The organism is Sunxiuqinia rutila (assembly GCF_050589705.1).
In the GTDB taxonomy this organism is placed as follows: domain Bacteria; phylum Bacteroidota; class Bacteroidia; order Bacteroidales; family Prolixibacteraceae; genus Sunxiuqinia; species Sunxiuqinia rutila.
On sequence record NZ_JBNGOT010000019.1, the window covers coordinates 73,288 to 95,924 of the forward strand.

Here is a 22,637-nt window from a genome sequence, read left to right on the forward strand (position 1 = left end):
ACAAAAACGAACAAAGTTATGTACAGAACACATACATGTGGAGAATTACGCCTGGAAAATCAGGGTACTGAAACAACACTGGCAGGCTGGGTGCAACGCAAACGCGAACTGGGTGGAATGACTTTTGTCGATCTGCGTGACCGCTACGGCATTACCCAATTGGTTTTTGATGAAAACACCTCAAGCGAGCTGACCGAGAAGCTTAAGAAAATTGGAAGGGAATATGTGATTCAAGCTACAGGACTTGTTCGTGAACGGAGCAGTAAAAACAAAAACATCGCTACCGGTGACATCGAAATTGATGTGAAAGCGCTGAATGTTTTGAGCGCTTCGGCGACGCCTCCCTTCACCATTGAAGATGAAAGTGACGGCGGCGATGATATTCGGATGAAGTACCGCTACCTGGATTTGCGACGCAACCCCGTACGCGAAAACCTGGTACTGCGCTCAAACATGGCCCATGCCATTCGTTCTTACTTGAACGATCAGGAATTTATTGAAACGGAAACGCCGGTGCTGATTAAATCAACGCCGGAAGGGGCACGCGATTTCGTGGTTCCTTCACGCATGAACGAGGGCGAGTTTTACGCCTTGCCACAATCGCCACAAACCTTTAAGCAATTGCTGATGGTAGCCGGATTCGACCGCTACTACCAGATTGTAAAGTGTTTCCGTGACGAAGACCTGCGGGCCGACCGTCAGCCGGAATTCACGCAGATTGACTGCGAAATGGCATTTGTGGAGCAGGAAGATGTGTTGAACACCTTTGAAGGCTTAACCAAACACCTGTTTAAAACCATCAAAAATGTTGAAGTCACCGACTTCCCACGCATGCCTTATTCTGAAGCCATTGCCAACTACGGATCGGACAAACCCGATACCCGCTTTGAAATGTTGATCAACGACCTGACAGAAGTGGTAAAAGGAAAAGATTTTAAAGTATTTGATGAAGCCGAGTTTATTGGCGGAATTTGCGCTACCGGATGCGCCGAATACACCCGCAAACAATTAGATGCCTTAACCAATTGGGTGAAACGCCCGCAAATTGGCGCCAAAGGGTTGGTGTATGTCAAATGCAACGAAGATGGTACTTTCAAATCATCAGTAGATAAGTTTTATGCACAAGAAGATTTACAGCAATGGGCAGCTGGCTGCAATGCCCAGCCGGGAGACCTCATTTTAGTGCTTTCCGGAGACAAAGCACACACGCTGGATGCCTTAGGCGCTCTTCGCCTTGAAATGGGTAAGCAACTTGGCCTGATGGATAAAAACACCTTTAAACCCTTGTGGGTTGTGGATTTTCCGCTTCTGGAATGGGACGAAGAAACACAGCGTCACTACGCCATGCACCACCCATTTACAGCGCCAAAACCGGAAGATATTGCGCTATTGGATACGGAGCCCGGAAAAGTGCGTGCCAACGCCTACGACCTGGTCATTAATGGTGTGGAAATCGGTGGTGGTTCTGTGCGTATTTTTGATTCAGAACTGCAGGCCAAAATGTTTAGCCTGCTAGGCTTTACCAAAGAAGAAGCTGAAGCTCAATTCGGATTCTTAATGAATGCCTTCAAATTTGGCGCTCCGCCACATGCCGGAATCGCTTTTGGCTTTGACCGTTTGGTATCGTTATTTGCTGGCTTAGACACAATCCGCGATGTGATTGCCTTCCCAAAAAACAATGCCGGTCGCGATGTCATGATCGACTCCCCATCGACTATTTCTGAAGCTCAATTGGACGAGTTAAACCTCAGAGTTGAGTTGAAAAACAAATAAGAATAGATCCAAGCATACAGAAAGAGGGAGCAATTGCTCCCTCTTTTTATTTCAGAAAATCTTCGCGAATCGGATTAAAACTGTCCACCAAACGGGCGGTTGGACTGAGTAATTGAATGGTATGTGGCACGCCGGAAGGCACGGCAAACATATCCCCCGCTTCTAGTTCACAGGGCTCTTCCCCATCACAAAAAAACAGGATACGTCCGGAAGCAATGTAAGAGGTTTGCTCGTGCGGATGACTGTGTTTTGGCTCAGGTTCTTCCCACGGACCATCCGTAAAGTCAATCAGTACAGTCATTAACTCCTTCGTATGAATCAACTTCCGTTGCAAGCCCGACCGGACAATTTCATAAGGTATTTCGTCAAATTTTAGTGTTGCCATAATTCAATAGGTTCTATCGTTAGTGGTTATTAAGTACCAAAACTATTAAAAAATCAGCCATTATGGGGCTAAAAGTATTCCCATTTTTCTTCACAAGGTCTCTATGATTACTTGCAATAAAGTAGTAATCCTAAAGGGTCATAAACCAAAAAAGGAGAACCAATGGTCCTCCTTTTTTATATTGATGATCAAAAAACTATCAATCTGCTCTTTTACGAGACGAATAGTTGATGTGCAAGGCCGATGCTTTACGCAACTCCTGCTTGATATCGGTAACGATACCCATCTTCGTGTACTCGTCCACTTTAAGCGAAGTAATCATGAAAGGTACTTCAGCCTCGTCACGTGCTTCACGTTCACTTGTAATGTAATCTTGAATGTCTTCTACTTTCGCAAACTGATCATTCAATTGAATGCGTGGTTCAGAACCAAACACTCGTTGGTATTGAGTGTGCGGTGTACCTACATAAATGTAGCTTACCAAAGATTTCTTTTCCAGTTTCGATAATTCAGTTGCTTCTGGAACCGTTACTTTTACCATCAAAGTAACTTCCCGCATGGTTGTACTAACCATGAAGAAGAAAAGCAACATGAATACGATATCGGGCAATGATGCCGTTGAAATCGGTGGTAATTCCTTAGAGTCATTTTTTCTAAACTTTGACATACTAATTTCCTCCCACTTTTTTAGGTTCTGCTTCGGATATTTTAGAAGGATAGATGTCTCTAATCGCTCCTTGTTGCTCCCTATCCAAGCTTTCATATGACTTTCCAAACTTACGTTTAGAAAGTTCTTCTCTTAAATCGTTGATGGCACCGACCAACTCATTCTGAACAGCGATATACGTTCCATATTGAGTACCTACGTCATTTCGTAAAGAAATAACCCCCTTGGTGACTTCCACTTCCCCAAAGAAATCAACATTCTTGAGTTCTTTTTCAGGTAAGTGCTCTTCATTATAAGGGTTGTCCATAAATTCTTTGGCTTTCTCACGAAGGTCTTCAATACGGCTTATTTCACCTTCTACCAATAATTGGTTTTTGGCGTTGACCAAAACCACGAACACGTTACGTTCTTTAATTGGCGGAGTATCGTCATCCTGCTGATCCTCTGGAGGCATTGGAGGTAAACGACGCTCTAGTCCGCTGTCAACATCCATTGTGGTGGTTACCAGGAAAAAAATAAGCAACATGAAAGCAATATCTGCTAATGATGACCCCGGTATTTCTGGTACTCTTCTTGCCATATTATTTTATTTTTCCTGTGTTAATTCCTACAATTATGTATCATTTAAAAACTTTATTCAGCGAAGAAGCCGCAACGGCAATCATCACCAAAATAAACAGTACGTATGTTGCATACAAACCTGTTCCTACCATTTTTGATACTGAGGCAGTCAATGTTCCGTCAGCAACAAACTTTTCGACACCATAAAATTGTGGAATTGCATCCGATGCAAGCGCATAAGAAACAACAAGAACGGCAGCTGTAAAGACAAGCGCAATGCCTCCTTTTTTAGCAGCAGTTTTATCAGTAAAGGTATTAAATAGGGCAAAAACAACAGCAATCGCTGCACCAAGTCCCAACAAAATGTAAGACCAGCTTAGGTTTGTGTTAATCCAGGTACCCATTGTAGGATCAGCTTCATTCTCACTGATATTCGTCATCATTGACACAATCAGTACAGCTGACACTGCTAATAGTACCCACAAAACGATGGATAATATTTTATCTAACTTCATAAGTTAAATTATTTTTTAAGATTGTGTTTTACTAGAATATCGATCAAAGAGATGGAAGCATCTTCCATGTCGTTAATGATACTATCAATTTTAGACAAACAGTAGTTGTAGAATACTTGAAGAATCATCGCAACTACAAGACCTGATACTGTTGTAATCAAAGCCACTTTAATACCACCAGCAACCAACGCGGGGCTAATGTCACCAGCAACTTCAATCGCATCAAAGGCAGCGATCATACCGATTACTGTACCCATGAAACCAAGCATCGGAGCCAAAGCGATAAACAATGAAATCCAGCTCAAGCCTTTTTCCAACAAACCAGCTTGTACACCACCATAAGAAACAACCGTTTTTTCAACCACTTCTAACCCTTCTTCAGAACGGTCCAAACCTTGGAAGAAAATACTTGCAACAGGTCCGCGAGTGTTACGGCAAACTTCTTTGGCAGCTTCAATTCCACCATTGTCCAAACTTTCTTCAACTTTAACCAACAATTTCTTTGTATTGGTTGTTGATAAGTTCAGATAGATTACTCTTTCAAGAGACATTGCCAGACCTAAAATCAAACAGATCAAAACGAAAGACATAAAGGTAGGTCCACCTTCGATGAATTTTTGCTTCAACTGACTGTGCAATGATTTACCTTCTTCGGCTGCAGCAGCTGCTTCTTCTTCAGCATCAGCGGCTAAATCAACTGCAGGAGCTGCTTGTTCAGCTACTTCAGTAGTTGCTTCCTCTGTTGTTTCCTGAGCAACGGCATTGTTCGATGCTCCAAAGTAAAGCATCCCAAGAACTGCTATAAACGCAAATAGTTTTTTCATCATTGGTTTTAATTTTAATTAGTAAATCTTCTGAATTTAATTTTTATAATACTATTTGTTTTTTTAATAAACAAAACCAAAAGCGATGATGACTTCCGGCTGTTTTATCCTTATTCTGATGGGCTTACCCGAATAAATAGGGTTCACCCGTCAGCGGAGAGAGAGGGATTCGAACCCTCGGTACCCTTTTGGAGTACACACGCTTTCCAGGCGTGCCAGTTCAGCCACTCCTGCACCTCTCCATTATCCTCTGCTGTCACCAGCATTTTTCAGGGCTGCAAAATACAAAAAAAATATGAAAATGAAATAAGCTATTCACTTATTTCCCCACTCAAATTTTTCCGCAAATGTAACTTAATATCTTCATGGCTCAAACCCTGTCCCAGCAAAAACATCAGCTTGGTCACGGCAGCCTCCGTTGTCATGTCTTTTCCGCTTACCACGCCAATCTTTTTCAACTCCCGACTGGTTTGGTACTGCCCCATTTTAACGGTTCCTCCCTGACATTGTGTGACATTCACACAGATGACATTTCGCCGGATGGCTTTCCGGATAACCCGGGTCAACCAAGCCAAGGTGGGCACATTGCCCGAGCCGAAAGTTTCCAAAACCACTCCTTTTATGGTGGGAATATTAATGATCTGTTCGAAAATTTCCCGGTTCATACCCGGAAAAAACTTCAAAACAACCACCCGATCGTCAAAATTTGAGCTTACTTTCAGTATGCCTTTCTTCTCCGGATGGAAAATATTCTCATGAAAAAACTTAATATCCACTCCTGCTTTGGCCAAAATCGGGTAGTTAACCGAGTCGAAGGCACTAAAATGATCGGCATGTCGTTTCACGACCCGATTGCCCCGGTATAGTTTATTGTCGAAATAAATACAGACTTCCGGCACTACGGCAGAACCATTTTCCTTAGCTGAAGCAATTTCAATGGCCGTAATCAGATTTTCTTTCCCATCCGTTCTCAGCACTCCGATAGGCAGCTGCGAGCCGGTCATAACCACAGGCTTGTCCAGGTTTTCGAGCATGTAACTCAGAGCCGATGCCGTGTAAGCCATCGTATCCGTGCCGTGCAGAATAACAAAACCATCGAATTTCCGATAGTTCTGTAAGATAATTTTAGCTAACCGCCCCCAGGTCTTGGGAGACATATCTGAAGAGTCCAATGGCGGATGGAAGGTTTGTGACTCCAGATGACAGCCCAGACGTCTTAGCTCCGGAACTTCATCAGCAATTTGATCAAAACGCACAGGAGCCAATGCTCCTTTTCCATCCTTTTGTACCATCCCAATGGTACCACCGGTATAAATTATAAGAATTGATTGATCATTCACTTCTTCGCGATTTTGCCTCAAAGGTAAAGAAACATCTTACTAAATGCCGAATAAATTAACTGCATTTGCAGAAGTAATCTTTGCCACTTCATTAACCGACATATCATGGAGCTCTGCAATTTTACGAGCTACATGAATTAGGTAAGCACTTTCATTACGTTTTCCCCGAAAGGGAGTGGGGGTTAAATAAGGGGCATCGGTTTCCAGAATAAGGTGCTGTGGGTGAACCTGAGCAATGACCTGATCCAAACCACTGTTTTTGAAGGTGACAATTCCGCCTATGCCAATCTTAAATCCGAGAGCGACAATTTTGTTGGCTTGCTCCACTGTTCCGGTAAAACTGTGAAACACGCCGGTTAAATCAGCTTGATTTTCTTCTTCCAAAACCGCAACAACTTCGTCAAAAGACTCCCGTACGTGTAGCACCACCGGCAGCTTGTATTCTTTTGCCAACCGTAACTGGTGGCGAAAGGCCTTGATTTGCTCCTCCAGGTATTTTTGTTCCCAGTATAAATCGATGCCAATCTCGCCAATTCCGTAAAACTTGCGTTTTTTTAGCCAAAACTCAATAAGTTCCAACTCTTCCTCATAATCTTCGCCTACCGAAGTAGGGTGCAGTCCCATCAACGGGTAGCAAATTTGAGGATACTGATCAGCCAGATCCAGCATTTTCTTAACCGAAGAGCTATCAATGTTCGGTAAAACGATTTTACGCACATCATTGTCGTAAGCCCGCGTAATTACCTCATCAATATCTTCCAGAAACTCTTCCGAATAAATATGAGCGTGTGTATCAATTAACATTTCAAAAATTTGGCTCAAAGAAAATCAATTTCATTTAGCTAACCTTAAAAGAAATATTATCTAATTGATAATTCCACACCGATGCTTAAAATTTTGAGAGGGAAACAAATGCCTCCCTCTCAACCCCTTAATTTTAAACAACCCCTTGAGCCATCATTACATCGGCCACCTTGACAAAGCCACCGACATTGGCTCCTTTTATGTAGTTGATTTTGTCGCCTTCGCGACCATACTTAACACAAGTATCGTGAATTTCGCGCATAATAATATGCAAGCGTGCATCTACTTCTTCGCGAGTCCAATTCAAGCGCTGGCTGTTCTGAGTCATTTCCAGACCCGACACCGCTACTCCACCGGCATTCACTGCCTTTCCGGGAGCATAACTGATTTTCTCAGTTAAGAATTCAGCAGCTTCAGCAGTGCAGCCCATATTCGAAGCTTCGGCCAAAAGGAAGCATCCGTTTAAAACCAGCAAGCTGGCATCGCTAACATCCAGTTCGTTTTCTGTAGCACATGGGATAGCAATATCGACTGGTTGTTCCCAAGGTTTTTTCCCGGGGAAAAACTTAGCGTCAAACTCATCGGCATAAGGCTCCACAACATCGTTGTTACTCGCGCGAAGTTCCAACAAGTATTCGATTTTCTCACCACTAATGCCTTCCGCATCATAAATGTAGCCATCGGGACCGGAAATGGTAACGACTTTCCCTCCCAATTCATTAATTTTAGTTATGGCTCCCCAGGCCACATTTCCGAAGCCCGATACCGCAAACGTATGTCCGGCAACTGTTTTGCCAAGCTGTTCAAGCATGTGCTGCACAAAGTACACGGCACCAAAACCAGTAGCCTCCGGACGGATTAAACTGCCTCCCCAGGCCAGTCCTTTTCCGGTTAACACCCCGGTAAATTCATTTCGAATACGTTTATACTGACCAAACAAATAACCAATTTCACGGCCACCAACGCCAATATCGCCAGCAGGGACATCGGTATTCGGGCCAATGTGTCGTTGCAATTCAGTCATAAAGCTCTGGCAAAAACGCATAATTTCATTGTCCGATTTGCCCTTAGGGCTAAAATCCGAACCTCCTTTTCCTCCGCCCATAGGCAGGGTAGTCAGGCTATTTTTAAAGGTCTGCTCAAACCCTAGAAACTTTAAAATGGAGAGTGTTACTGTCGGGTGAAAACGCAACCCACCTTTATAAGGTCCCAAAGCTGAATTAAACTCAACCCGGTATCCCCTGTTGATTTGAACTTCTCCTTGATCATCAATCCAGGGAACCCGGAACATGATTACCCGCTCTGGCTCAACCATGCGCTCCAGAATTTTGGCTTTTTTATAACGTGGATTTTTCTGATAAACATCCCAGATGGATTCAACCACCTCCTGAACGGCCTGATGAAATTCATTTTCTCCAGGTGTTTTGGCTTTTAGGCCCAACATGAAATCATTGATATCTTCTCTCATCTTGTTTATTTTTTCAAAATGAATAACCAATTACTTTAGACAAAGGAATGGACGAAAAATGCCTAAAACACTGATTTAATTCAAGTATTAATTAAGATAATGATGTTTAAAAACAGTAACAAATGTCAATTTAATATTCATGAAATAAAAGCAAGTTTCCATTTATTTAAAACGTTCTGTCATTTGTTCGCAAACTCTTTTATCCATCTGACCTTTAGACAATAAAAACACACCATCAACAGCATTAAGTTTGAAATTCACCCACCCATCAAACCCTTACTGAATACTTCTTCAAATCATTCCGATTTCATCCCTCGTTTTTATCCTATTGAGCACTTTCCTTTAATAATAACCAAACAGTACTTTGAGAGAAAGTGCCCACTGTAGATTCATTCTTCGCTTCAGACACTTAACACCTCTTCACCGGAATGAAAAAATTGCCTTAGAAGCTTGTTTTGGGAGCCAAAAGTCGATCAAAAACCGATCAAAACAGCCGTTCAAAAAGAGACAAAAATGATCGTTCATGTACTCAGCAGGCTCATTTTGGCTCCAAAACAGTCCATTTATCAAAAAAATCAAAAAAGCATTTGATGAATCATCCTTCTCCCTTAACTTTATGTTTTCAGAACATAACCACAATGACCACAAACTATCCGACATTAAAAAATGCAGTCACACTCCTTTTTAGGCTTCTTGCACTAATTTTCGGTCTCTGCATTCCCGTTTTCATTTTCGCACACCTCAGTACCACAAACGCTGAAAACAAAACAGCCACAACGGTTTATATCTCTACCATGCTGGTTCTGGCTCAAATCATGATCATCGCTTATGGTATCCATCGCAAAAAAAAGCAGGAAGAATTCAAGCTTGGCAAAGAGTTAAGCTACGTGCCCTTTTCCTTTCTTCCGCTGGCCATACTGGGCACCTTCGCCCTTTTCTTTCTGATTGACCCGCTGGAACAACTCTTGCCACTCCCCCATTCCTTTCAGGAGTTTTTCGTCAATTTACTTAATCTAAAAGGGTATTCTTTTCTGATTATTGTAATACTCGCACCACTTGTCGAAGAAATTCTATTTCGGGGAATCATCCTGAAAAGCTTCCTGAATAAGTACTCGCCCTTACAATCGATCCTGCTTACGGCCTTTCTTTTTGGTGCCATTCATTTCAACATCAATCAGCTCGTTTCCGGCTTACTGGCAGGGGTATTCCTTGGATACCTTTACTGGCAAACGCAATCGCTTTCGCTTTGTATCCTGTCGCATATGATTTACAACGGAATTGCCTACGCAGCTTATTTCCTGTTAAACAATGGCTTTAACATCGAGTCAACCATTGCGAACACCAAGCTGTACCTGTTGCTCTATTTTATTGCAGCTCTAACCCTGGCGGGCTGCCTGCTCATCATTCATAAGCGAAGCTTGCAACAAGACTCTTCGCCCCGGGAAACCAGTTTTACGATAAGCCCAAGCCAAAAACCAAGCTGAAAATTGTATTTTTGTCCCGAACATTAAAAATCAGAAAAAATGAAACAAGCAGAAATTCATACCAACAAGGGAGTCATGAAAGTAAACTTTTACGAAGAAGATGCTCCGGGAACAGTTGAAAACTTCGTAAAACTATCGAAAGAAGGTTTTTACGACGGCCTGACTTTTCACCGAGTGATTCCCAATTTTGTTATTCAGGGCGGTTGTCCTGATGGAACCGGTGCCGGTGGCCCGGGATATTCTATTAAATGCGAATTGGATGGCGACAACCAGTACCACGACCGCGGCGTATTGTCTATGGCTCATGCTGGACGCAACACGGGTGGCTCTCAGTTTTTCATCTGCCACAGCCGGGAAAACACAGCCCACCTTGACCGTAACCACACCTGTTTTGGGAAAGTTTACGAAGGGCTGGAAGTTATTGATGCCATCCGTCAAGGAGACACCATCGAAAAAATTGTGATTATCGAATCATAAAAAGAAACAGGGATTGGATGAGCTTATTTATCCAATCCTTTTCTTTTACAATACATCGTATCGAAGCCAGATTCAGCCTGCCTTAACATTTACGCTGATTCTCCAGAAACTGACGGGCTGCCTCCAAGTCTTCAGGCGTATCAATTCCAATACTTTCAAACTGGGTTTGCCCTACCTTAATCCGTAAGCCATTTTCGAGCCAGCGCAACTGCTCCAGCGACTCAGCCAATTCCAGCCGCGATGGCTCCAACTGAGTCAATTGCTGCAACACTTCTTTGCGGTAAGCATACATTCCCAGGTGGCTGTAAAATTGGTGGTGAGCCAGCCAATCTTCTTTCTGAACACCCCGAATATGAGGAATCGCCTCACGACTAAAAAACAAAGCATTCTGCTTGCAATCCACAACCACTTTCGGACGGTTCGGGTTAAACAAAACCGTCGAATCTTCAATGACCTTAACTAAGGTTGCAATATCGGTTGACGAATCGTCAAAACAAGCTTTCAAAGCTTCAATTTGCTCCAACCGCACAAAAGGCTCATCGCCCTGCACATTAATAACCACATCAAAATCATGTGCTGCCGCTAAGGCTTGTGCCGCCTCAGCACACCGGTCGGTTCCACTCTGATGGTCTGCCCGGGTCATGACAACCTGTCCGTTAAAACCAGCCACACATTGCGCAATTCGCTCATCATCGGTGGCTACCCAGACTTGATCCAATGCCTTTCCGGCATTCTCGCAAACATGCTGAATGATCGGCTTGCCATCCAACAAAGCCAAAGGTTTCCCCGGGAAACGGGTGGAAGCATAACGAGCCGGAATAACGCCAATAAACTTCATACAATAATAATTTAGGATTCACAAAGGTAGCACGAACAGCCGGAGGAGACACAAAAAAACTAAAAATTGTTAAATTCTCCATCCTTGCGGGCGCTTCAGTATTCTTAACCAATAAAAGCAAAGGCTTTAAAAGTTAAAATTGTAACTTTGTCAGTTGAAAATTCAGTTGCACAATTATGGATGTTCAGGAAATTAAACAACGCTTTGGAATTATTGGAAATGCACTAGGACTCAACCGGGCCATTGAAGTGGCCGTACAGGTTGCCCCTACTGACTTGTCGGTTTTAATTACCGGTGAGAGTGGAACCGGTAAAGAAGCATTTCCTCAAATCATACATCAATATTCTTCCCGAAAACATGGTAAATACATTGCTGTAAACTGCGGAGCCATTCCGGAAGGAACCATTGACTCGGAACTATTTGGACACGAAAAAGGAGCCTTTACCGGCGCTTTGTCTGACCGGAAAGGTTATTTTGAAGAAGCTGATGGCGGAACCATTTTTTTGGATGAAATCGGCGAACTGCCCCTGTCTACCCAAGTCAGGCTTTTGCGTGTTTTGGAGGCCGGAGAGTTCATGAAAGTGGGTTCTTCAAAGGTGCTAAAAACCAACGTTCGCGTGGTAGCAGCCACCAATGTGGATATTCCCGTAGCTATTGGAGAAGGAAAATTCAGGGAAGACCTGTACTACCGACTCAACACCGTACCTATTCGGGTTTTGCCACTTCGCGATCGCAAGGATGACATCTACCTGCTTTTCCGCAAATTTGCCCTTGACTTTGCCGAACGGTATCGCATGCCTCCCATTCGCCTGGACGAAGAGGCTCAACACGTATTAACCAGTTACGACTGGCCCGGTAACGTTCGTCAGCTTAAGAACATTACCGAGCAGATATCCATCATCGAACAAAACCGAATTATTAACGGCGACGCCATGCGCAGTTACATTCCCAGTGCAAAAAACCATTTGCCCGCGCTCTACAAGGGTATCGATGAAAAAACGTTCACCAATGAACGCGAAATTCTGTACCAAGTTTTGTTCGACATGAAAAAAGACATGAACGACTTAAAAAAGCTGGTTCATGACCTGATGGTTGATGGCGCTGATCGCCCAGGCTTTCATTCTGAAAATGCTCAAATTATCCGAAAAATTTACCAAAAAGAAGATGAGCCCCTGATGCCGGAGTCTCAAAGTCAGGCCCCAATACACTACAACACGACCATTCACCGGGATGACATTCAGGATACGGAGGAGTTTGTGGAAGAATCGCTCTCCTTGGAAGACAAAGAAATCGAACTGATCAAAAAAGCCCTCGAAAAACACAAAGGAAAACGCAAATATGCTGCACAGGAGTTGGGAATTTCAGAACGAACCCTGTACCGAAAAATTAAAGAATATGACATTAACTAATAGTATTAAAAGCTTCCTGTTGATTATTTTTCTGGTTCTGGGAACAAATACCCTGCTGCCAAGCTGCCAGGTTTCTTATTCCTTTACCGGAGCTTCTATCTCGCCGGAAGTAAAAACATTCTCGGTTTATTATTTCCCCAACCGGGCCCGCTTAATCAATCCCAACTTAAGCCAGCAGATGACCGAAGCCTTGCAGGACAAACTGCTTCGACAAACCTCGCTGGACCAGCAAGAAGAAAGTGGCGACCTGGAATTTGAAGGACAGATTACCAATTACGAAACCCGCCCGATGAATATTTCGCAAGGCGACCTGGCGGCTCAAACCCGACTGACGGTTTCGGTGAAAGTAAAATACACCAACAACACCAACCACGATGAAGACTGGGAAAAAACCTTTTCAGCCTATGAAGATTTTGACAGCAATCAAATTCTAAGCAGTGTTGAAGATGAACTGGTCACTACCATTCTGGAAAAATTAACCGAAGATATTTTTAACGCATCGATTGCAAACTGGTAATGCAAAAAGAAGCTTTTTATAACTACCTGAAGCACCCGGAACAACTCAACCAGGAAAGCCTGGATGAACTCATGGAAGTTGTCAGAAGCTATCCGGCCTTTCAAACAGCCTGGATTTTACTGCTGAAAAACCTGAAATGCCTTGATCATCCTGACTTTGATCACTATTTGGAACAGGGCGCTCTTCGGATTACCGACCGCAGCAAGCTGTACCACTTTTTGCACCAGGAGGTTGTTCAGCCAGAACCTGCCACAGCGCAGCAACTCGATGCAGAAGACCCGCTGGCCAGAGAATACATGGCTCCCGGAGCCTACCAACTGAGTAGCCGAAAAGAGGAGCAGGAAGAGACACTGGTTGACCTGATTCGGTCGATTCGGAAGAAAGAAGTTAAAAAAGCCCTGGATGAGGTGGATCTTCCACAGGAGGCACCCGCCGCTGAACCGGCCGATAACTCGCTTGTGACAGAAACGCTTGCCAAAATATATGCCCAGCAAAAGCATTACAAAAAAGCGATTGAAGTCTATGAAAATTTAAGTTTGAAATTTCCGGAAAAAAATACTTACTTTGCCGGGCAGATTGAGATTTTAAAAAAATTAACGAATTAAATAAAAGCTAACCATGTATACGCTAATTACTGTTTTAATTTTCATCACTTGTGCACTTTTGATTCTAATTGTATTGGTTCAAAACTCAAAAGGTGGTGGCTTAGCAAGCAACTTCCAGTCTTCCAATCAGATTATGGGCGTTCGCAAAACAACTGATTTTCTGGAAAAAGCAACTTGGTATTTAGCCGGAGCTTTACTCGTTTTGTCTATTATGGGCAGCGCATTCATTCCAAGAGGGACTGTAGAAGCTAATCAATCAGCGATTCAGGAGCAAATTGAAAATGCGGTTGATCCCAATGCCATTCCTGACTTCCCAACAACAGTACCGGCAGAAGAAGGCAACACGGATGAAACACCAGCAGAATAAATTATTCCAACCTTATAATTTCGAAACCACTCCTTACCGGGGTGGTTTTTTTATGTCCATATGTCAGGTCGGCAATCATTCTGCCAAAACAGATAAAAACCTAAAAAACAACACTATAAGACAATAGATAGAAAATCACACAATCGTATACGTGAAAAAATGTCTCAAAACAGACTGCCATAATCCATCTACAGTCTTTGGCATAAAATTCGATAGATAAGGGTGTCAATTTAAAAATATGTCTAACTAAAATAATTTGAAAGATGGCAGAGTTAAAAGGTAAAATCCTTGCAGGTAAAATCCTGGTTCAACCACAGGAAGCAGAAACAAAAACAGCAAGTGGAATTATTATTCCTGATTCCGCAAAAGAAAAGCCACAAGTTGGCCAGGTTGTATTGGTTGGCGCCGCTAAAAAAGACGAGCCAATGGAACTAAAAGCTGGTGACACTGTATTCTACGGAAAGTATTCTGGTACTGAGTTGAACATCGACGGGACTGATTACTTGTTGATGTCACAAACAGATGTTTTATACATTGTTTAATCAAAATTCAAAACTTCTTAAAAAAGAATAACAATGGCAAAAGAAATTAAATTCGATATCGAAGCAAGAAACTTGCTGAAAGAAGGTGTAGACCAATTGGCGAATGCCGTAAAAGTAACTTTAGGACCAAAAGGACGCAACGTAGTAATTGAGAAAAAATTCGGTGCTCCTCAAATCACTAAAGATGGTGTAACTGTAGCTAAAGAAATCGAGCTTTCAGACGCATATGCCAACATTGGTGCTCAAATGGTAAAAGAAGTAGCAAGCAAAACTGGCGATGACGCTGGTGATGGTACAACTACTGCTACTGTTTTGGCTCAATCAATTGTTAATGTTGGTTTGAAAAACGTTACTGCAGGTGCCAACCCAATGGACCTGAAACGTGGTATCGACAAAGCTGTTGCGAAAGTTGTTGAGACCATCAAATCTCAAGCTCAAAATATTGGCGACGACTACAGCAAAATCAAACAAGTTGCTAAAGTATCGGCAAACGGTGATGAAGAAATTGGTTCTTTGATCGCTCAAGCCATGGAAAAAGTACACAAAGAAGGTGTTATTACTGTTGAAGAAGCCAAAGGAACTGAAACTTACGTTGACGTTGTTGAAGGTATGCAATTCGACCGTGGTTACATTTCTCCTTACTTTGTAACTGACACCGAAAAAATGGAAGCTAGCTTAGAAGCTCCTTTCATCCTGATCCACGACAAAAAGATCAGCACCATGAAGGACCTGCTTCCTGTATTGGAACAAACAGCTCAAAGCGGACGTCCATTGATGATCATCGCTGAAGATGTTGACGGTGAAGCATTGGCTACATTGGTGGTTAACCGCCTGCGTGGATCATTGAAAGTATGTGCTGTTAAAGCTCCTGGATTTGGTGACCGTCGTAAAGAAATGTTGGAAGACTTGGCTATTTTGACTGGTGGTACTGTTATCACTGAAGAAAAAGGAATGAAGTTGGAAGACGCAACAATTGATATGCTTGGCCAAGCTGAGAAAATCACGGTTGACAAAGAAAACACAACGGTGGTTTCAGGTGCTGGCGAAGAAGAAGCGATCAAAGCCAGAGTGAGCATGATCAAACGTCAAATTGAAGCAACAACTTCTGACTACGACCGCGAAAAACTGCAAGAGCGTTTGGCTAAATTAGCTGGTGGTGTTGCTGTTCTTTACGTAGGTGCTGCTTCTGAAGTAGAAATGAAAGAGAAGAAAGACCGTGTTGACGATGCCTTGAGTGCAACTCGCGCTGCTGTTGAAGAAGGAATCGTTCCTGGTGGTGGTGTCATGCTGATCCGCGCTATTGCTTCTCTTGAAGGCTTGACTGGCGAAAACGAAGACGAAACAACTGGTATGGAAATCGTAAAACGTGCGATTGAAGAGCCATTGCGTCAGATTGTAGCCAACGCTGGTAAAGAAGGTGCCGTAGTTGTACAAAAAGTACGTGAAGGAGAAGGTGATTTCGGATACAATGCACGCATTGACGAATACCAAAACCTTTACGAAACTGGTGTAATCGACCCAGCTAAAGTAACTCGTGTAGCCCTTGAAAATGCCGCATCAATTGCTGGTATGTTCCTGACTACAGAGTGCGTGTTGGTTGACGAAAAAGAAGATGCACCTGCAGCTCCTGCTATGCCTCCTATGGGTGGCGGTATGGGCGGCATGATGTAATCAGTCCATTCGACATTAGTAAATCTGAAATAAAAAAAACAGCGTATCATTCAATTGATGCGCTGTTTTTTTATGCCCTGATTTCGGATAAATTCTTTAGAATGCGATGCATTAAGAGCCAAAGAGCCAGGAATTCAGAATCAAGCATCCGGAACCCCGGATTTATTTGCGAAAATTGAAAGGCAGATTGTAAAAGACAGAATAGGAAAAGTCGAAGTTGAATTTCTTTTCAGCCGGGCCATAGCCAGGATTAAAATACACATGAGGCATCTCAAAGTCCTTCTGGCTCATTTTCAATTTACCACGAATACTCCAGCCCATAAACAGGTTTTTGAAAACCTCTCCTTTGATACCCAATACAAATTCAGCCCACTGGGCAGTGTAGTTTTGTTTCCCCATCCGACCGGTCAAATCGCCCCAGTAGTTGGTTATCCGGTATTCTTTGACTTGCTGATTGGCAAAGCTGAACCCATAGCGCAAACCGACATAAACAATGTCCATGTCTTTGGCGTGTTCGGCAACCAGTAAGTTGTAATCAAATCCGAAGCGGGTGTACGAACCGGCCGAGCTGTAGTCCAGGTAATCGTGATCAATTTTCAGTTTCTCCCAACCGGTTTCAATCACCGGATACAAATTCGGAATCAACTCCATATCGAAACTCAACTCCGTTCCATACCGATCGCCCTTGTTCCACAAATGCTGCATCGGTCGTGAAATATCAAGTCCCACACGCAATCCATCCATGTGGATAAAATTATCTGTCCGTTTGGGTTTTAGTTTGAGCTCGCGCTCCTGCCCCTGACTAATTAGCGTCAGCAGGCAAAGAATGAATGTAAAGCTGAATATTTTCATGCCAGTTTTTTGTGACCGCGCTGTCCGTAACTTCATAATCGTCAATCCGATTAAAACTGTGTTCGATGTCTAGTATTTTTGATTCCTGATAAAAGCCCGTCTCTGCTGATTCAAAAATCAGTTCATTGGAATGAATGATGCTTAGCGTATCTGCAATGGAGTCGAGCAGCACCACGTAGCTGGTGGTATCGCCGCTGCACAAAGGCAAGCGGAACACATCGGTTTCTACCTGATAAATCCAGATACTGTCCCTCCCCACACCATACACCGAAACTTTAGGTTTACGGGTATTCAAGGTGTCTACATTTTTAACCTTCACTTCAAGCAAAGCCTGAGGCGGTGATTCAAAAACATCCTGGCAGGCCACCAACAAGGCAAGCGAAATCAAGCTGTATAGAATTTTTCTCATCGTTTGGAAAATCAAAAACGCTAATTTAAGGATATTACGCTTGAATGGAAGTGAAACCAAAAGAACTTTTTAAAAATTAAACGCAGGTAATGTGGTCTGGCTCTGCCTAGCCTTCCAAGGGCTCCGGGTGAATGGTCGTTACCAGCCCAAATTTTTCCAGAATCCGGGTTTCAATCCGGGTGCAAATTGCGTGTGCTTCATTCAGGGGCATGTTCGCCGGAAGCTTAATGTGGCAGCTCAATTCATTGTGGTTGCCATACTGGTGTAAATGAAAATGATGAATAAACACTTCCCGTTCCAAAAGCCCGTCAACTTCAATCTTAATCGATCGAATCAACTCCGGATCAATTCGTTCACCCAATAAGCTTTTGATTTCGCGTGACAAAATTTCATAGCTGGCATAGCCAATCATTACAGCCACAATCAGCGCCAACACCGAGTCAATCCACCAATAATACTTTCCAATTAAAATCCCCACCAGGATAATAATCGACGACAACGAGTCGGTCCGGTGGTGCCAGGCATCGGCTTTTAAAATGGACGAACCGGTTTTGCGATAGCCCCAAAAGGCATACTGGGCCAGCGCCTCCTTGCCTAAAATTGACAGGATGGTCACCACGATGGCAATGGTTCCAAAATGGCCTCCTTCGCCACTGTTAAACTTTTCCACAGCACTCAGTACAAAGTCAAAAGCCACCAGCGCCAGAAGCACGCCAATAATAATAGCTGCAATGTGTTCGGCCCGCCCGTGTCCAAACGGATGTTCTTCATCGGCCGGTTTGTTGGACAGCTTTCCGCCAATCAATACAATTACCGATGACACCGAGTCGGTCAAGGTGTGCCAGGCATCAGCAATTAAGGCAATGGAGCCGGAAACAACCCCTGCCCAATACTTAACACCAAACAAAAGAAGGTTGGTCCCAATGGAAACCCACCCTTCACGAACAATGTATTTATGCTTATCTTCTTTCATGATGCGATGCCAACAAAACTAGCCAATTATGCTTGAAAAGCCCGAATAAAATCCTTGATTTTAATCGTTCTAAACAGACAAGACGCTGACCGAACCGTCTGCCAACGAATTTTCCGGGGCAAACACACCAGCAATTTTCAGCTCCCCTGGCTAAAAAGAACCAGCCGAAAACAAACACTTCATTAAACAATAATCTAGTCATTCTTGTTGCTCATTGGGAACAAAACAGACAGGAAAGTAAATGCGGAACTTTCACAATTACACCGATTGTTGTAACTTTTTAGCACGGTTTCTCCAAGCGTTCCTGATTTCCTGTTCACGATAAAACAGATCAACTAAAATAAAAACAGACGATGATCCAAACGCCATTAACAAGCCTGGCAGGCTACCAGCAATGAAACAGCACTGCTTCAACAGCCGGGTACAACCAATAAGAAATTCTTAAAATACATAAACCATCACCATATGAAAATAACAGAACGAAAACTCAAAGGAGTTTATGAAATTCAGTTGCAACCCCACCTCGACCCGCGCGGCTTTTTTATGCGCATCTTCGATGAGAAGATTTTGGAAGAAGCCGGTCTTGGGCGCCACTGGGTGCAGGAAAACCACTCGCGATCGGAAAGAGCCGGCATCATCCGCGGACTGCACATCCAGATGCCCCCCTACTCCGAAACCAAAATGCTGCGCTGCATCCACGGCTCCATTATCGACTATTTTGTCGATCTGCGCAAAGGATCGCCCACGTATGGGCAGTGGGATTCAATTGAGCTCAGCGCCGAAAATAAAAAGATGATCTTTATCCCACGCGGCTTTGCACACGCCTTTTGCACCCTCTCCGAAATCAGCGAGGTAACTTATAAGGTAGACAATCCTTATGTGCCTGAGTCGGAGCGCGCCATCATCTGGAACGACCCCACACTCAACATCGAGTGGCCAACTGACAATCCGCAACTGTCGGACAAAGATCTGCGCAACATGACCTTTAAAGAGTTTGATGAACTAACCGGCGGTGGCGTTGTAATCTAAGGGAACTCGCACCAACCGACAAAAAGCATTTAAGGTTCATGAGAGTTATCTGCAAGAGTCAAGGTGACCTAAAAGAAAAGAATGCTAATTTGAGTTGAGATTTTTTGAGACGCGGATAGGCCTATTTTTATCAAGGTCGGAATCGAACTGAAAGCTTAGTGCAAACGAGAAGTTCCGACGAAGAAGGAAATCACTCGTTGAACTTAGCTTTTAGAAAGATGGAGGATGAAGATAAAAATTAGCCTTGAAAAGCACGTTTAAGTGAAGGCAGCATCCAAGCTTGCTTGATTCTGCTGAACGTAGTGCTTTCTGAAATTTTCTGTTTACTCTTTGTTTCAAGACTGCAGCGTAAAATCCGTCTGATAAGACTTCATGGATAACTCAAACAATTATCGAAAAACGCTATAGACCTAAAGTAAAAAAAGGGATGAATCGCATCGATTCATCCCTTTTTTACGGCGTCAGTTCCTGCCCAACTACCCAATGCCAAACAGGTTTTTAATGCCTACCAGCACCATGTTGATGCCAATGGCACCAATAAAGAAACCATTCAGACGGAGCAGCACCTCCATGTTTTTATCAAAGGCTTTCTTGAACTTTTTCTTCTCAATGGAATCCCGCAAGGTCTTCAGTAAAAAAATGGCCAAAAAGTTAACCAGAAAAATACCGGCCAGCGACACGCCTCCAATCAGGTACGAATGGTCATGCCCCAATAAAATACTCAGCGAGATGGATCCGGCCCCCACCATAAAAGGCAGCGCAATTTCCGAAGCCAGATCATCCAGATTTTCCTTGATAATAATCAGGGCCCTTTGTCCTTTTACGATGTAGAAATAGGCGTAGGAGAAAATGATGATTCCACCAAAAATCCGGAACGACTCAAAGTCAATCTGGAAAATTTTGCGGAAGAACAGATCGCCCGACAAAAAGAAAATAAGACAGACTGAAAATGAAATGAGGGTGGCCTTAAAAATGACCATCATAAAATCGCGATGCGACAAGTCCTTCCGAATCGGTTCGAGGTAAAGGAACAAGGCGAACGGATTTAACATGACCAGGAATTCGACAATGGATGACAACATGACTTCGTGTTACTTTTTTGGGGTTTTAAACTTAAAGCCGATCAATCAACCGGCAAGATTTTCTGCTACGAATAACTGAACAATTTTTCAAACGATCAAATAAAATGAGGTCTTGTTGAGCAAGTCAAAAACTCCGGGGCACGACAACTAACCCCCGAGGAGGAAGCAAACAATCAGCCACCGCCAACCGTTTTACTGTCAGCATGAAAAAGAAGAACAAGGCCATACGATGGGGCATCTTTCTGATGATTTTTAGTGGGGTGTTTTTTGCCCTCACCCTGCTCATTCCCTTTCTGGAGCTCGAAACCAGGCAAAAAGTGGTGTGGTCGTCGGCCAGTTTTATTGCCATGGAGGTGGTGTTTTGGCTGGGCGGCCTACTGGTGGGCAAAGAACTTTTCACCAAATACAAAGCCCGGCTCAACCCGGGCAACTGGTTTCGCAAAAAAAGCGCCGAAGAAGAGTAAACCACCTCTTCTTCGGAAAAGCCTGAGCCTATTCTTCCACCACTTCAACTTCCACTTCAATGCCGCCTACCCAGCCCGAAATGAGGTTGTACAGGGCACAGCCCAGCGCAGTCATCAAAAAAATGATTACGCCATACACAAAGGGCAGGAAAATAAGCATAATACCACCAAACGGAAAGGCACTGTCAAACAGGCCACCGGCAATACTGCCAATCAGGCCCAGCGGAATCATAAAAATGGCAATAATCAGAAAATACATCAAGGCAACCACCTTCGCAGTTTGCCATACATTAAATCGTTTAATCCGTTTCATCATTGAGTTTAAAATTTAGTTAGACAATTGGTTTATGTATCTGAAACCGGGCTTAATCCCCGTTCATTTTCCTTGTAATCTTCACTAGCCGAAGCACCCTTAGCAGACCAGGACACCGATATCACTGTAGTTCCTCCAGAATCCTATTTATTTCTAATCCTGTTTTCTCAATCTCGAAATCATATTGGCCAGTTTCTTCAATAATCGCTTTTATAATTAGTTCATTATGCTGGATTCTCAAATCACAATATTTTAACAGCTTCGCATTCTGTTCGAGTAATTCTGCTGGCAAATTCTCTATCGCATTTAATTTCTCAACGACTCTCTTATTTTCCTTCCATAACACGACTCCCTTCGAGAGCTCTTTTAGCAGATAGTCTGTCGTTGAAGTTTCAAACCTGCCAAATACGGCAATAGCATTGCTTTCATTAGCTACAAACTTCGCAACTTCCTTGTCATAGGTTTCAAAATCAAAATTTTGATTTCGCTGAGCGATATAAACCGTTCCAAAGATTGTAGCTAAGAGTATTACTGTAACCAATAATCCAACGCCGGCTGCACTCCAGTTGGAGTAAAATTCACCGTTGTTCTCTTCGTGCCTTTTTAAATCCGCCCCCTGGAGCTTCTCAACGATGTAATAAGTTACACTGGTATAAATAAAGGGTAAGACAAATTGTGATATCCGATCAAAATTGCCTTCAGGAATTTGAAATAAGACAAAAAGCAAAACTGCTGTAATCAGAATACCAGCAATGATTGTTTTGAGCGCCTTGTCCTCCTGATTTAGATTTAAATAATTCCGGCGAATCACAATGGCTGCAGCCAAGGGACCTCCCAAAAAAGTAGCCAACGAAATAGTTTTTTGAGAGTATAATTTTTTAGTTTCTTCCATGTCTGATTAGGTCGTATTGTCGTTAATTCTAGCGGTTAATGCGATGTATCGTTTCTAATTTCAGAGAGCGCCAGTATCCGGCAGGTAGACTTCTTTACTGATCGGTTGACTTCGAGTCACCCGATCAGTAACAATTTGATTTTATACCTATCATCTTTGGCTTTCGGCCAATTGAGTAATAAAGAAGAGCTGTCATAAGTCGTTTAAGTTAGATGATTAATAAACCGCACGATCCAACCGAGCGGCGGCGGGGATTAGTTAAATCTATTTTTCTAAGTTTCATCGATTTCTAATTTTCGCGTAGAGTAGAGCCTGACAGCCAACTCAATAATTATTGCACATAAATGTACAATTTTAAGTTGGGTGTCAGTACCCC

General features: G+C 43.1%; 26 protein-coding genes and 1 tRNA gene. 11 read left to right on the forward strand and 16 right to left on the reverse strand.

Features of this window, described 5'->3' with window-relative positions:
* The first annotated feature begins 18 nt into the window (after positions 1–18).
* A complete protein-coding gene (aspS, locus tag ACRD6K_RS18320) occupies positions 19–1,773 on the forward strand; it encodes an aspartate--tRNA ligase (protein WP_430974437.1) in 1,755 nt (584 codons plus the stop codon).
* A gap of 46 nt (positions 1,774–1,819) precedes the next feature.
* On the opposite strand, the gene ACRD6K_RS18325 is transcribed toward aspS, so the two are convergent.
* The 9 genes from ACRD6K_RS18325 to gdhA form a co-directional block, all read right to left on the reverse strand.
* The gene (locus ACRD6K_RS18325) at positions 1,820–2,158 is read right to left on the reverse strand and encodes a cupin domain-containing protein (protein WP_430974438.1); all 339 of its coding nucleotides are present in this window, start codon (positions 2,156–2,158) and stop codon (positions 1,820–1,822) included.
* A 199-nt stretch (positions 2,159–2,357) separates the two neighbouring features.
* Positions 2,358–2,825, reverse strand: a complete 468-nt coding sequence (locus ACRD6K_RS18330; protein ID WP_299581390.1) for an ExbD/TolR family protein — start codon at positions 2,823–2,825, stop codon at positions 2,358–2,360.
* Position 2,826: 1 nt separating this feature from the next.
* The gene (locus ACRD6K_RS18335; protein WP_299581393.1) at positions 2,827–3,405 is read right to left on the reverse strand and encodes an ExbD/TolR family protein; all 579 of its coding nucleotides are present in this window, start codon (positions 3,403–3,405) and stop codon (positions 2,827–2,829) included.
* Between the two features lie 40 nt (positions 3,406–3,445).
* Positions 3,446–3,901: a hypothetical protein gene (locus tag ACRD6K_RS18340; RefSeq protein ID WP_299581396.1), complete on the reverse strand. Its 456-nt coding sequence runs from the start codon at positions 3,899–3,901 to the stop codon at positions 3,446–3,448.
* 8 nt (positions 3,902–3,909) lie between these two features.
* A complete protein-coding gene (locus tag ACRD6K_RS18345; protein ID WP_299581399.1) occupies positions 3,910–4,728 on the reverse strand; it encodes a MotA/TolQ/ExbB proton channel family protein in 819 nt (272 codons plus the stop codon).
* A gap of 151 nt (positions 4,729–4,879) precedes the next feature.
* Positions 4,880–4,967 (reverse strand) — tRNA-Ser (locus tag ACRD6K_RS18350).
* A 69-nt stretch (positions 4,968–5,036) separates the two neighbouring features.
* A complete protein-coding gene (locus ACRD6K_RS18355) occupies positions 5,037–6,065 on the reverse strand; it encodes an asparaginase (RefSeq protein WP_299581401.1) in 1,029 nt (342 codons plus the stop codon).
* A gap of 39 nt (positions 6,066–6,104) precedes the next feature.
* Entirely contained in the window at positions 6,105–6,869 is a 765-nt protein-coding gene (locus tag ACRD6K_RS18360) for a TatD family hydrolase (protein WP_430974439.1), read from the reverse strand.
* A 133-nt stretch (positions 6,870–7,002) separates the two neighbouring features.
* Entirely contained in the window at positions 7,003–8,337 is a 1,335-nt protein-coding gene (gdhA, locus tag ACRD6K_RS18365) for an NADP-specific glutamate dehydrogenase (protein ID WP_299581407.1), read from the reverse strand.
* Between the two features lie 638 nt (positions 8,338–8,975).
* On the opposite strand from gdhA, the gene ACRD6K_RS18370 reads away from it, so the two are divergent.
* Together ACRD6K_RS18370 and ACRD6K_RS18375 are read left to right on the forward strand one after the other, a co-directional pair.
* Positions 8,976–9,821, forward strand: coding sequence for a CPBP family intramembrane glutamic endopeptidase (locus tag ACRD6K_RS18370; RefSeq protein ID WP_430974440.1), 846 nt, complete (start codon positions 8,976–8,978; stop codon positions 9,819–9,821).
* A gap of 39 nt (positions 9,822–9,860) precedes the next feature.
* A complete protein-coding gene (locus ACRD6K_RS18375) occupies positions 9,861–10,298 on the forward strand; it encodes a peptidylprolyl isomerase (protein WP_299581426.1) in 438 nt (145 codons plus the stop codon).
* 82 nt (positions 10,299–10,380) lie between these two features.
* On the opposite strand, the gene kdsB is transcribed toward ACRD6K_RS18375, so the two are convergent.
* Complete coding sequence (gene kdsB, locus ACRD6K_RS18380) at positions 10,381–11,136, reverse strand: 3-deoxy-manno-octulosonate cytidylyltransferase (RefSeq protein ID WP_430974441.1); 756 nt, start codon at positions 11,134–11,136, stop codon at positions 10,381–10,383.
* A gap of 173 nt (positions 11,137–11,309) precedes the next feature.
* Here kdsB and ACRD6K_RS18385 point away from each other — a divergent pair, with 173 nt between their 5' ends.
* From ACRD6K_RS18385 to groL, 6 genes are all read left to right on the forward strand, one after another.
* Positions 11,310–12,545, forward strand: a complete 1,236-nt coding sequence (locus tag ACRD6K_RS18385) for a sigma-54 interaction domain-containing protein (RefSeq protein ID WP_430974446.1) — start codon at positions 11,310–11,312, stop codon at positions 12,543–12,545.
* Positions 12,532–13,062, forward strand: a complete 531-nt coding sequence (locus tag ACRD6K_RS18390) for an LptE family protein (protein WP_299581435.1) — start codon at positions 12,532–12,534, stop codon at positions 13,060–13,062. Before ACRD6K_RS18385 ends, ACRD6K_RS18390 begins: the two co-directional genes overlap by 14 nt.
* The gene (locus ACRD6K_RS18395; protein WP_299581438.1) at positions 13,062–13,667 is read left to right on the forward strand and encodes a hypothetical protein; all 606 of its coding nucleotides are present in this window, start codon (positions 13,062–13,064) and stop codon (positions 13,665–13,667) included. Before ACRD6K_RS18390 ends, ACRD6K_RS18395 begins: the two co-directional genes overlap by 1 nt.
* A 13-nt stretch (positions 13,668–13,680) precedes the next feature.
* The gene (gene secG, locus ACRD6K_RS18400; protein WP_299581441.1) at positions 13,681–14,034 is read left to right on the forward strand and encodes a preprotein translocase subunit SecG; all 354 of its coding nucleotides are present in this window, start codon (positions 13,681–13,683) and stop codon (positions 14,032–14,034) included.
* A gap of 263 nt (positions 14,035–14,297) precedes the next feature.
* Positions 14,298–14,576 (forward strand): co-chaperone GroES, encoded by a 279-nt coding sequence (locus ACRD6K_RS18405; protein ID WP_299581444.1) that lies wholly within the window; start codon positions 14,298–14,300, stop codon positions 14,574–14,576.
* Between the two features lie 33 nt (positions 14,577–14,609).
* On the forward strand, positions 14,610–16,247 hold the full coding sequence (groL, locus tag ACRD6K_RS18410) for a chaperonin GroEL (protein ID WP_299581447.1): 1,638 nt from the start codon (positions 14,610–14,612) through the stop codon (positions 16,245–16,247).
* Between the two features lie 162 nt (positions 16,248–16,409).
* On the opposite strand, the gene ACRD6K_RS18415 is transcribed toward groL, so the two are convergent.
* From ACRD6K_RS18415 to ACRD6K_RS18425, 3 genes are all read right to left on the reverse strand, one after another.
* Positions 16,410–17,099 carry a DUF6048 family protein gene (locus ACRD6K_RS18415; protein ID WP_299581450.1) on the reverse strand — a complete coding sequence of 230 codons (690 nt, stop codon included), beginning with the start codon at positions 17,097–17,099 and terminating at the stop codon, positions 16,410–16,412.
* Positions 17,050–17,508 (reverse strand): DUF6452 family protein, encoded by a 459-nt coding sequence (locus ACRD6K_RS18420; RefSeq protein WP_430974442.1) that lies wholly within the window; start codon positions 17,506–17,508, stop codon positions 17,050–17,052. Before ACRD6K_RS18420 ends, ACRD6K_RS18415 begins: the two co-directional genes overlap by 50 nt.
* Positions 17,509–17,614: 106 nt before the next feature.
* Positions 17,615–18,481, reverse strand: coding sequence for a cation diffusion facilitator family transporter (locus tag ACRD6K_RS18425; protein WP_299581456.1), 867 nt, complete (start codon positions 18,479–18,481; stop codon positions 17,615–17,617).
* 465 nt (positions 18,482–18,946) lie between these two features.
* Here ACRD6K_RS18425 and rfbC point away from each other — a divergent pair, with 465 nt between their 5' ends.
* On the forward strand, positions 18,947–19,510 hold the full coding sequence (rfbC, locus tag ACRD6K_RS18430; protein WP_430974443.1) for a dTDP-4-dehydrorhamnose 3,5-epimerase: 564 nt from the start codon (positions 18,947–18,949) through the stop codon (positions 19,508–19,510).
* 476 nt (positions 19,511–19,986) lie between these two features.
* Here rfbC and ACRD6K_RS18435 read toward each other — a convergent pair whose 3' ends face one another.
* A complete protein-coding gene (locus ACRD6K_RS18435; RefSeq protein WP_299581477.1) occupies positions 19,987–20,592 on the reverse strand; it encodes a MarC family protein in 606 nt (201 codons plus the stop codon).
* Between the two features lie 203 nt (positions 20,593–20,795).
* Between ACRD6K_RS18435 and ACRD6K_RS18440 the strand changes: the two genes are divergently transcribed.
* Positions 20,796–21,056, forward strand: coding sequence for a transporter suffix domain-containing protein (locus tag ACRD6K_RS18440; RefSeq protein WP_430974444.1), 261 nt, complete (start codon positions 20,796–20,798; stop codon positions 21,054–21,056).
* Positions 21,057–21,084: 28 nt separating this feature from the next.
* Here the strand turns inward: ACRD6K_RS18440 and ACRD6K_RS18445 are convergent, their stop codons facing one another.
* Complete coding sequence (locus ACRD6K_RS18445; protein WP_299581483.1) at positions 21,085–21,372, reverse strand: hypothetical protein; 288 nt, start codon at positions 21,370–21,372, stop codon at positions 21,085–21,087.
* Positions 21,373–21,490: 118 nt separating this feature from the next.
* Positions 21,491–22,261 (reverse strand): hypothetical protein, encoded by a 771-nt coding sequence (locus ACRD6K_RS18450; protein ID WP_430974445.1) that lies wholly within the window; start codon positions 22,259–22,261, stop codon positions 21,491–21,493.
* Positions 22,262–22,637: the final 376 nt, after the last annotated feature.

Bases quoted from the DNA above. Each gene is read 5' to 3' on its own strand.
- gdhA (WP_299581407.1), bottom strand. From the start codon at position 8,337: ATGAGAGAAGATATCAATGATTTCATGTTGGGCCTAAAAGCCAAAACA.
- ACRD6K_RS18420 (WP_430974442.1), bottom strand. From the start codon at position 17,508: ATGAGAAAAATTCTATACAGCTTGATTTCGCTTGCCTTGTTGGTGGCC.
- ACRD6K_RS18445 (WP_299581483.1), bottom strand. From the start codon at position 21,372: ATGATGAAACGGATTAAACGATTTAATGTATGGCAAACTGCGAAGGTG.
- ACRD6K_RS18415 (WP_299581450.1), bottom strand. From the start codon at position 17,099: ATGAAAATATTCAGCTTTACATTCATTCTTTGCCTGCTGACGCTAATT.
- kdsB (WP_430974441.1), bottom strand. From the start codon at position 11,136: ATGAAGTTTATTGGCGTTATTCCGGCTCGTTATGCTTCCACCCGTTTC.
- secG (WP_299581441.1), top strand. From the start codon at position 13,681: ATGTATACGCTAATTACTGTTTTAATTTTCATCACTTGTGCACTTTTG.
- ACRD6K_RS18325 (WP_430974438.1), bottom strand. From the start codon at position 2,158: ATGGCAACACTAAAATTTGACGAAATACCTTATGAAATTGTCCGGTCG.
- ACRD6K_RS18395 (WP_299581438.1), top strand. From the start codon at position 13,062: ATGCAAAAAGAAGCTTTTTATAACTACCTGAAGCACCCGGAACAACTC.
- ACRD6K_RS18390 (WP_299581435.1), top strand. From the start codon at position 12,532: ATGACATTAACTAATAGTATTAAAAGCTTCCTGTTGATTATTTTTCTG.
- ACRD6K_RS18405 (WP_299581444.1), top strand. From the start codon at position 14,298: ATGGCAGAGTTAAAAGGTAAAATCCTTGCAGGTAAAATCCTGGTTCAA.
- ACRD6K_RS18450 (WP_430974445.1), bottom strand. From the start codon at position 22,261: ATGGAAGAAACTAAAAAATTATACTCTCAAAAAACTATTTCGTTGGCT.
- ACRD6K_RS18330 (WP_299581390.1), bottom strand. From the start codon at position 2,825: ATGTCAAAGTTTAGAAAAAATGACTCTAAGGAATTACCACCGATTTCA.
- ACRD6K_RS18425 (WP_299581456.1), bottom strand. From the start codon at position 18,481: ATGAAAGAAGATAAGCATAAATACATTGTTCGTGAAGGGTGGGTTTCC.
- ACRD6K_RS18375 (WP_299581426.1), top strand. From the start codon at position 9,861: ATGAAACAAGCAGAAATTCATACCAACAAGGGAGTCATGAAAGTAAAC.
- ACRD6K_RS18440 (WP_430974444.1), top strand. From the start codon at position 20,796: ATGAAAAAGAAGAACAAGGCCATACGATGGGGCATCTTTCTGATGATT.
- groL (WP_299581447.1), top strand. From the start codon at position 14,610: ATGGCAAAAGAAATTAAATTCGATATCGAAGCAAGAAACTTGCTGAAA.
- ACRD6K_RS18340 (WP_299581396.1), bottom strand. From the start codon at position 3,901: ATGAAGTTAGATAAAATATTATCCATCGTTTTGTGGGTACTATTAGCA.
- ACRD6K_RS18345 (WP_299581399.1), bottom strand. From the start codon at position 4,728: ATGATGAAAAAACTATTTGCGTTTATAGCAGTTCTTGGGATGCTTTAC.
- ACRD6K_RS18370 (WP_430974440.1), top strand. From the start codon at position 8,976: ATGACCACAAACTATCCGACATTAAAAAATGCAGTCACACTCCTTTTT.
- ACRD6K_RS18335 (WP_299581393.1), bottom strand. From the start codon at position 3,405: ATGGCAAGAAGAGTACCAGAAATACCGGGGTCATCATTAGCAGATATT.
- aspS (WP_430974437.1), top strand. From the start codon at position 19: ATGTACAGAACACATACATGTGGAGAATTACGCCTGGAAAATCAGGGT.
- rfbC (WP_430974443.1), top strand. From the start codon at position 18,947: ATGAAAATAACAGAACGAAAACTCAAAGGAGTTTATGAAATTCAGTTG.
- ACRD6K_RS18360 (WP_430974439.1), bottom strand. From the start codon at position 6,869: ATGTTAATTGATACACACGCTCATATTTATTCGGAAGAGTTTCTGGAA.
- ACRD6K_RS18435 (WP_299581477.1), bottom strand. From the start codon at position 20,592: ATGTTGTCATCCATTGTCGAATTCCTGGTCATGTTAAATCCGTTCGCC.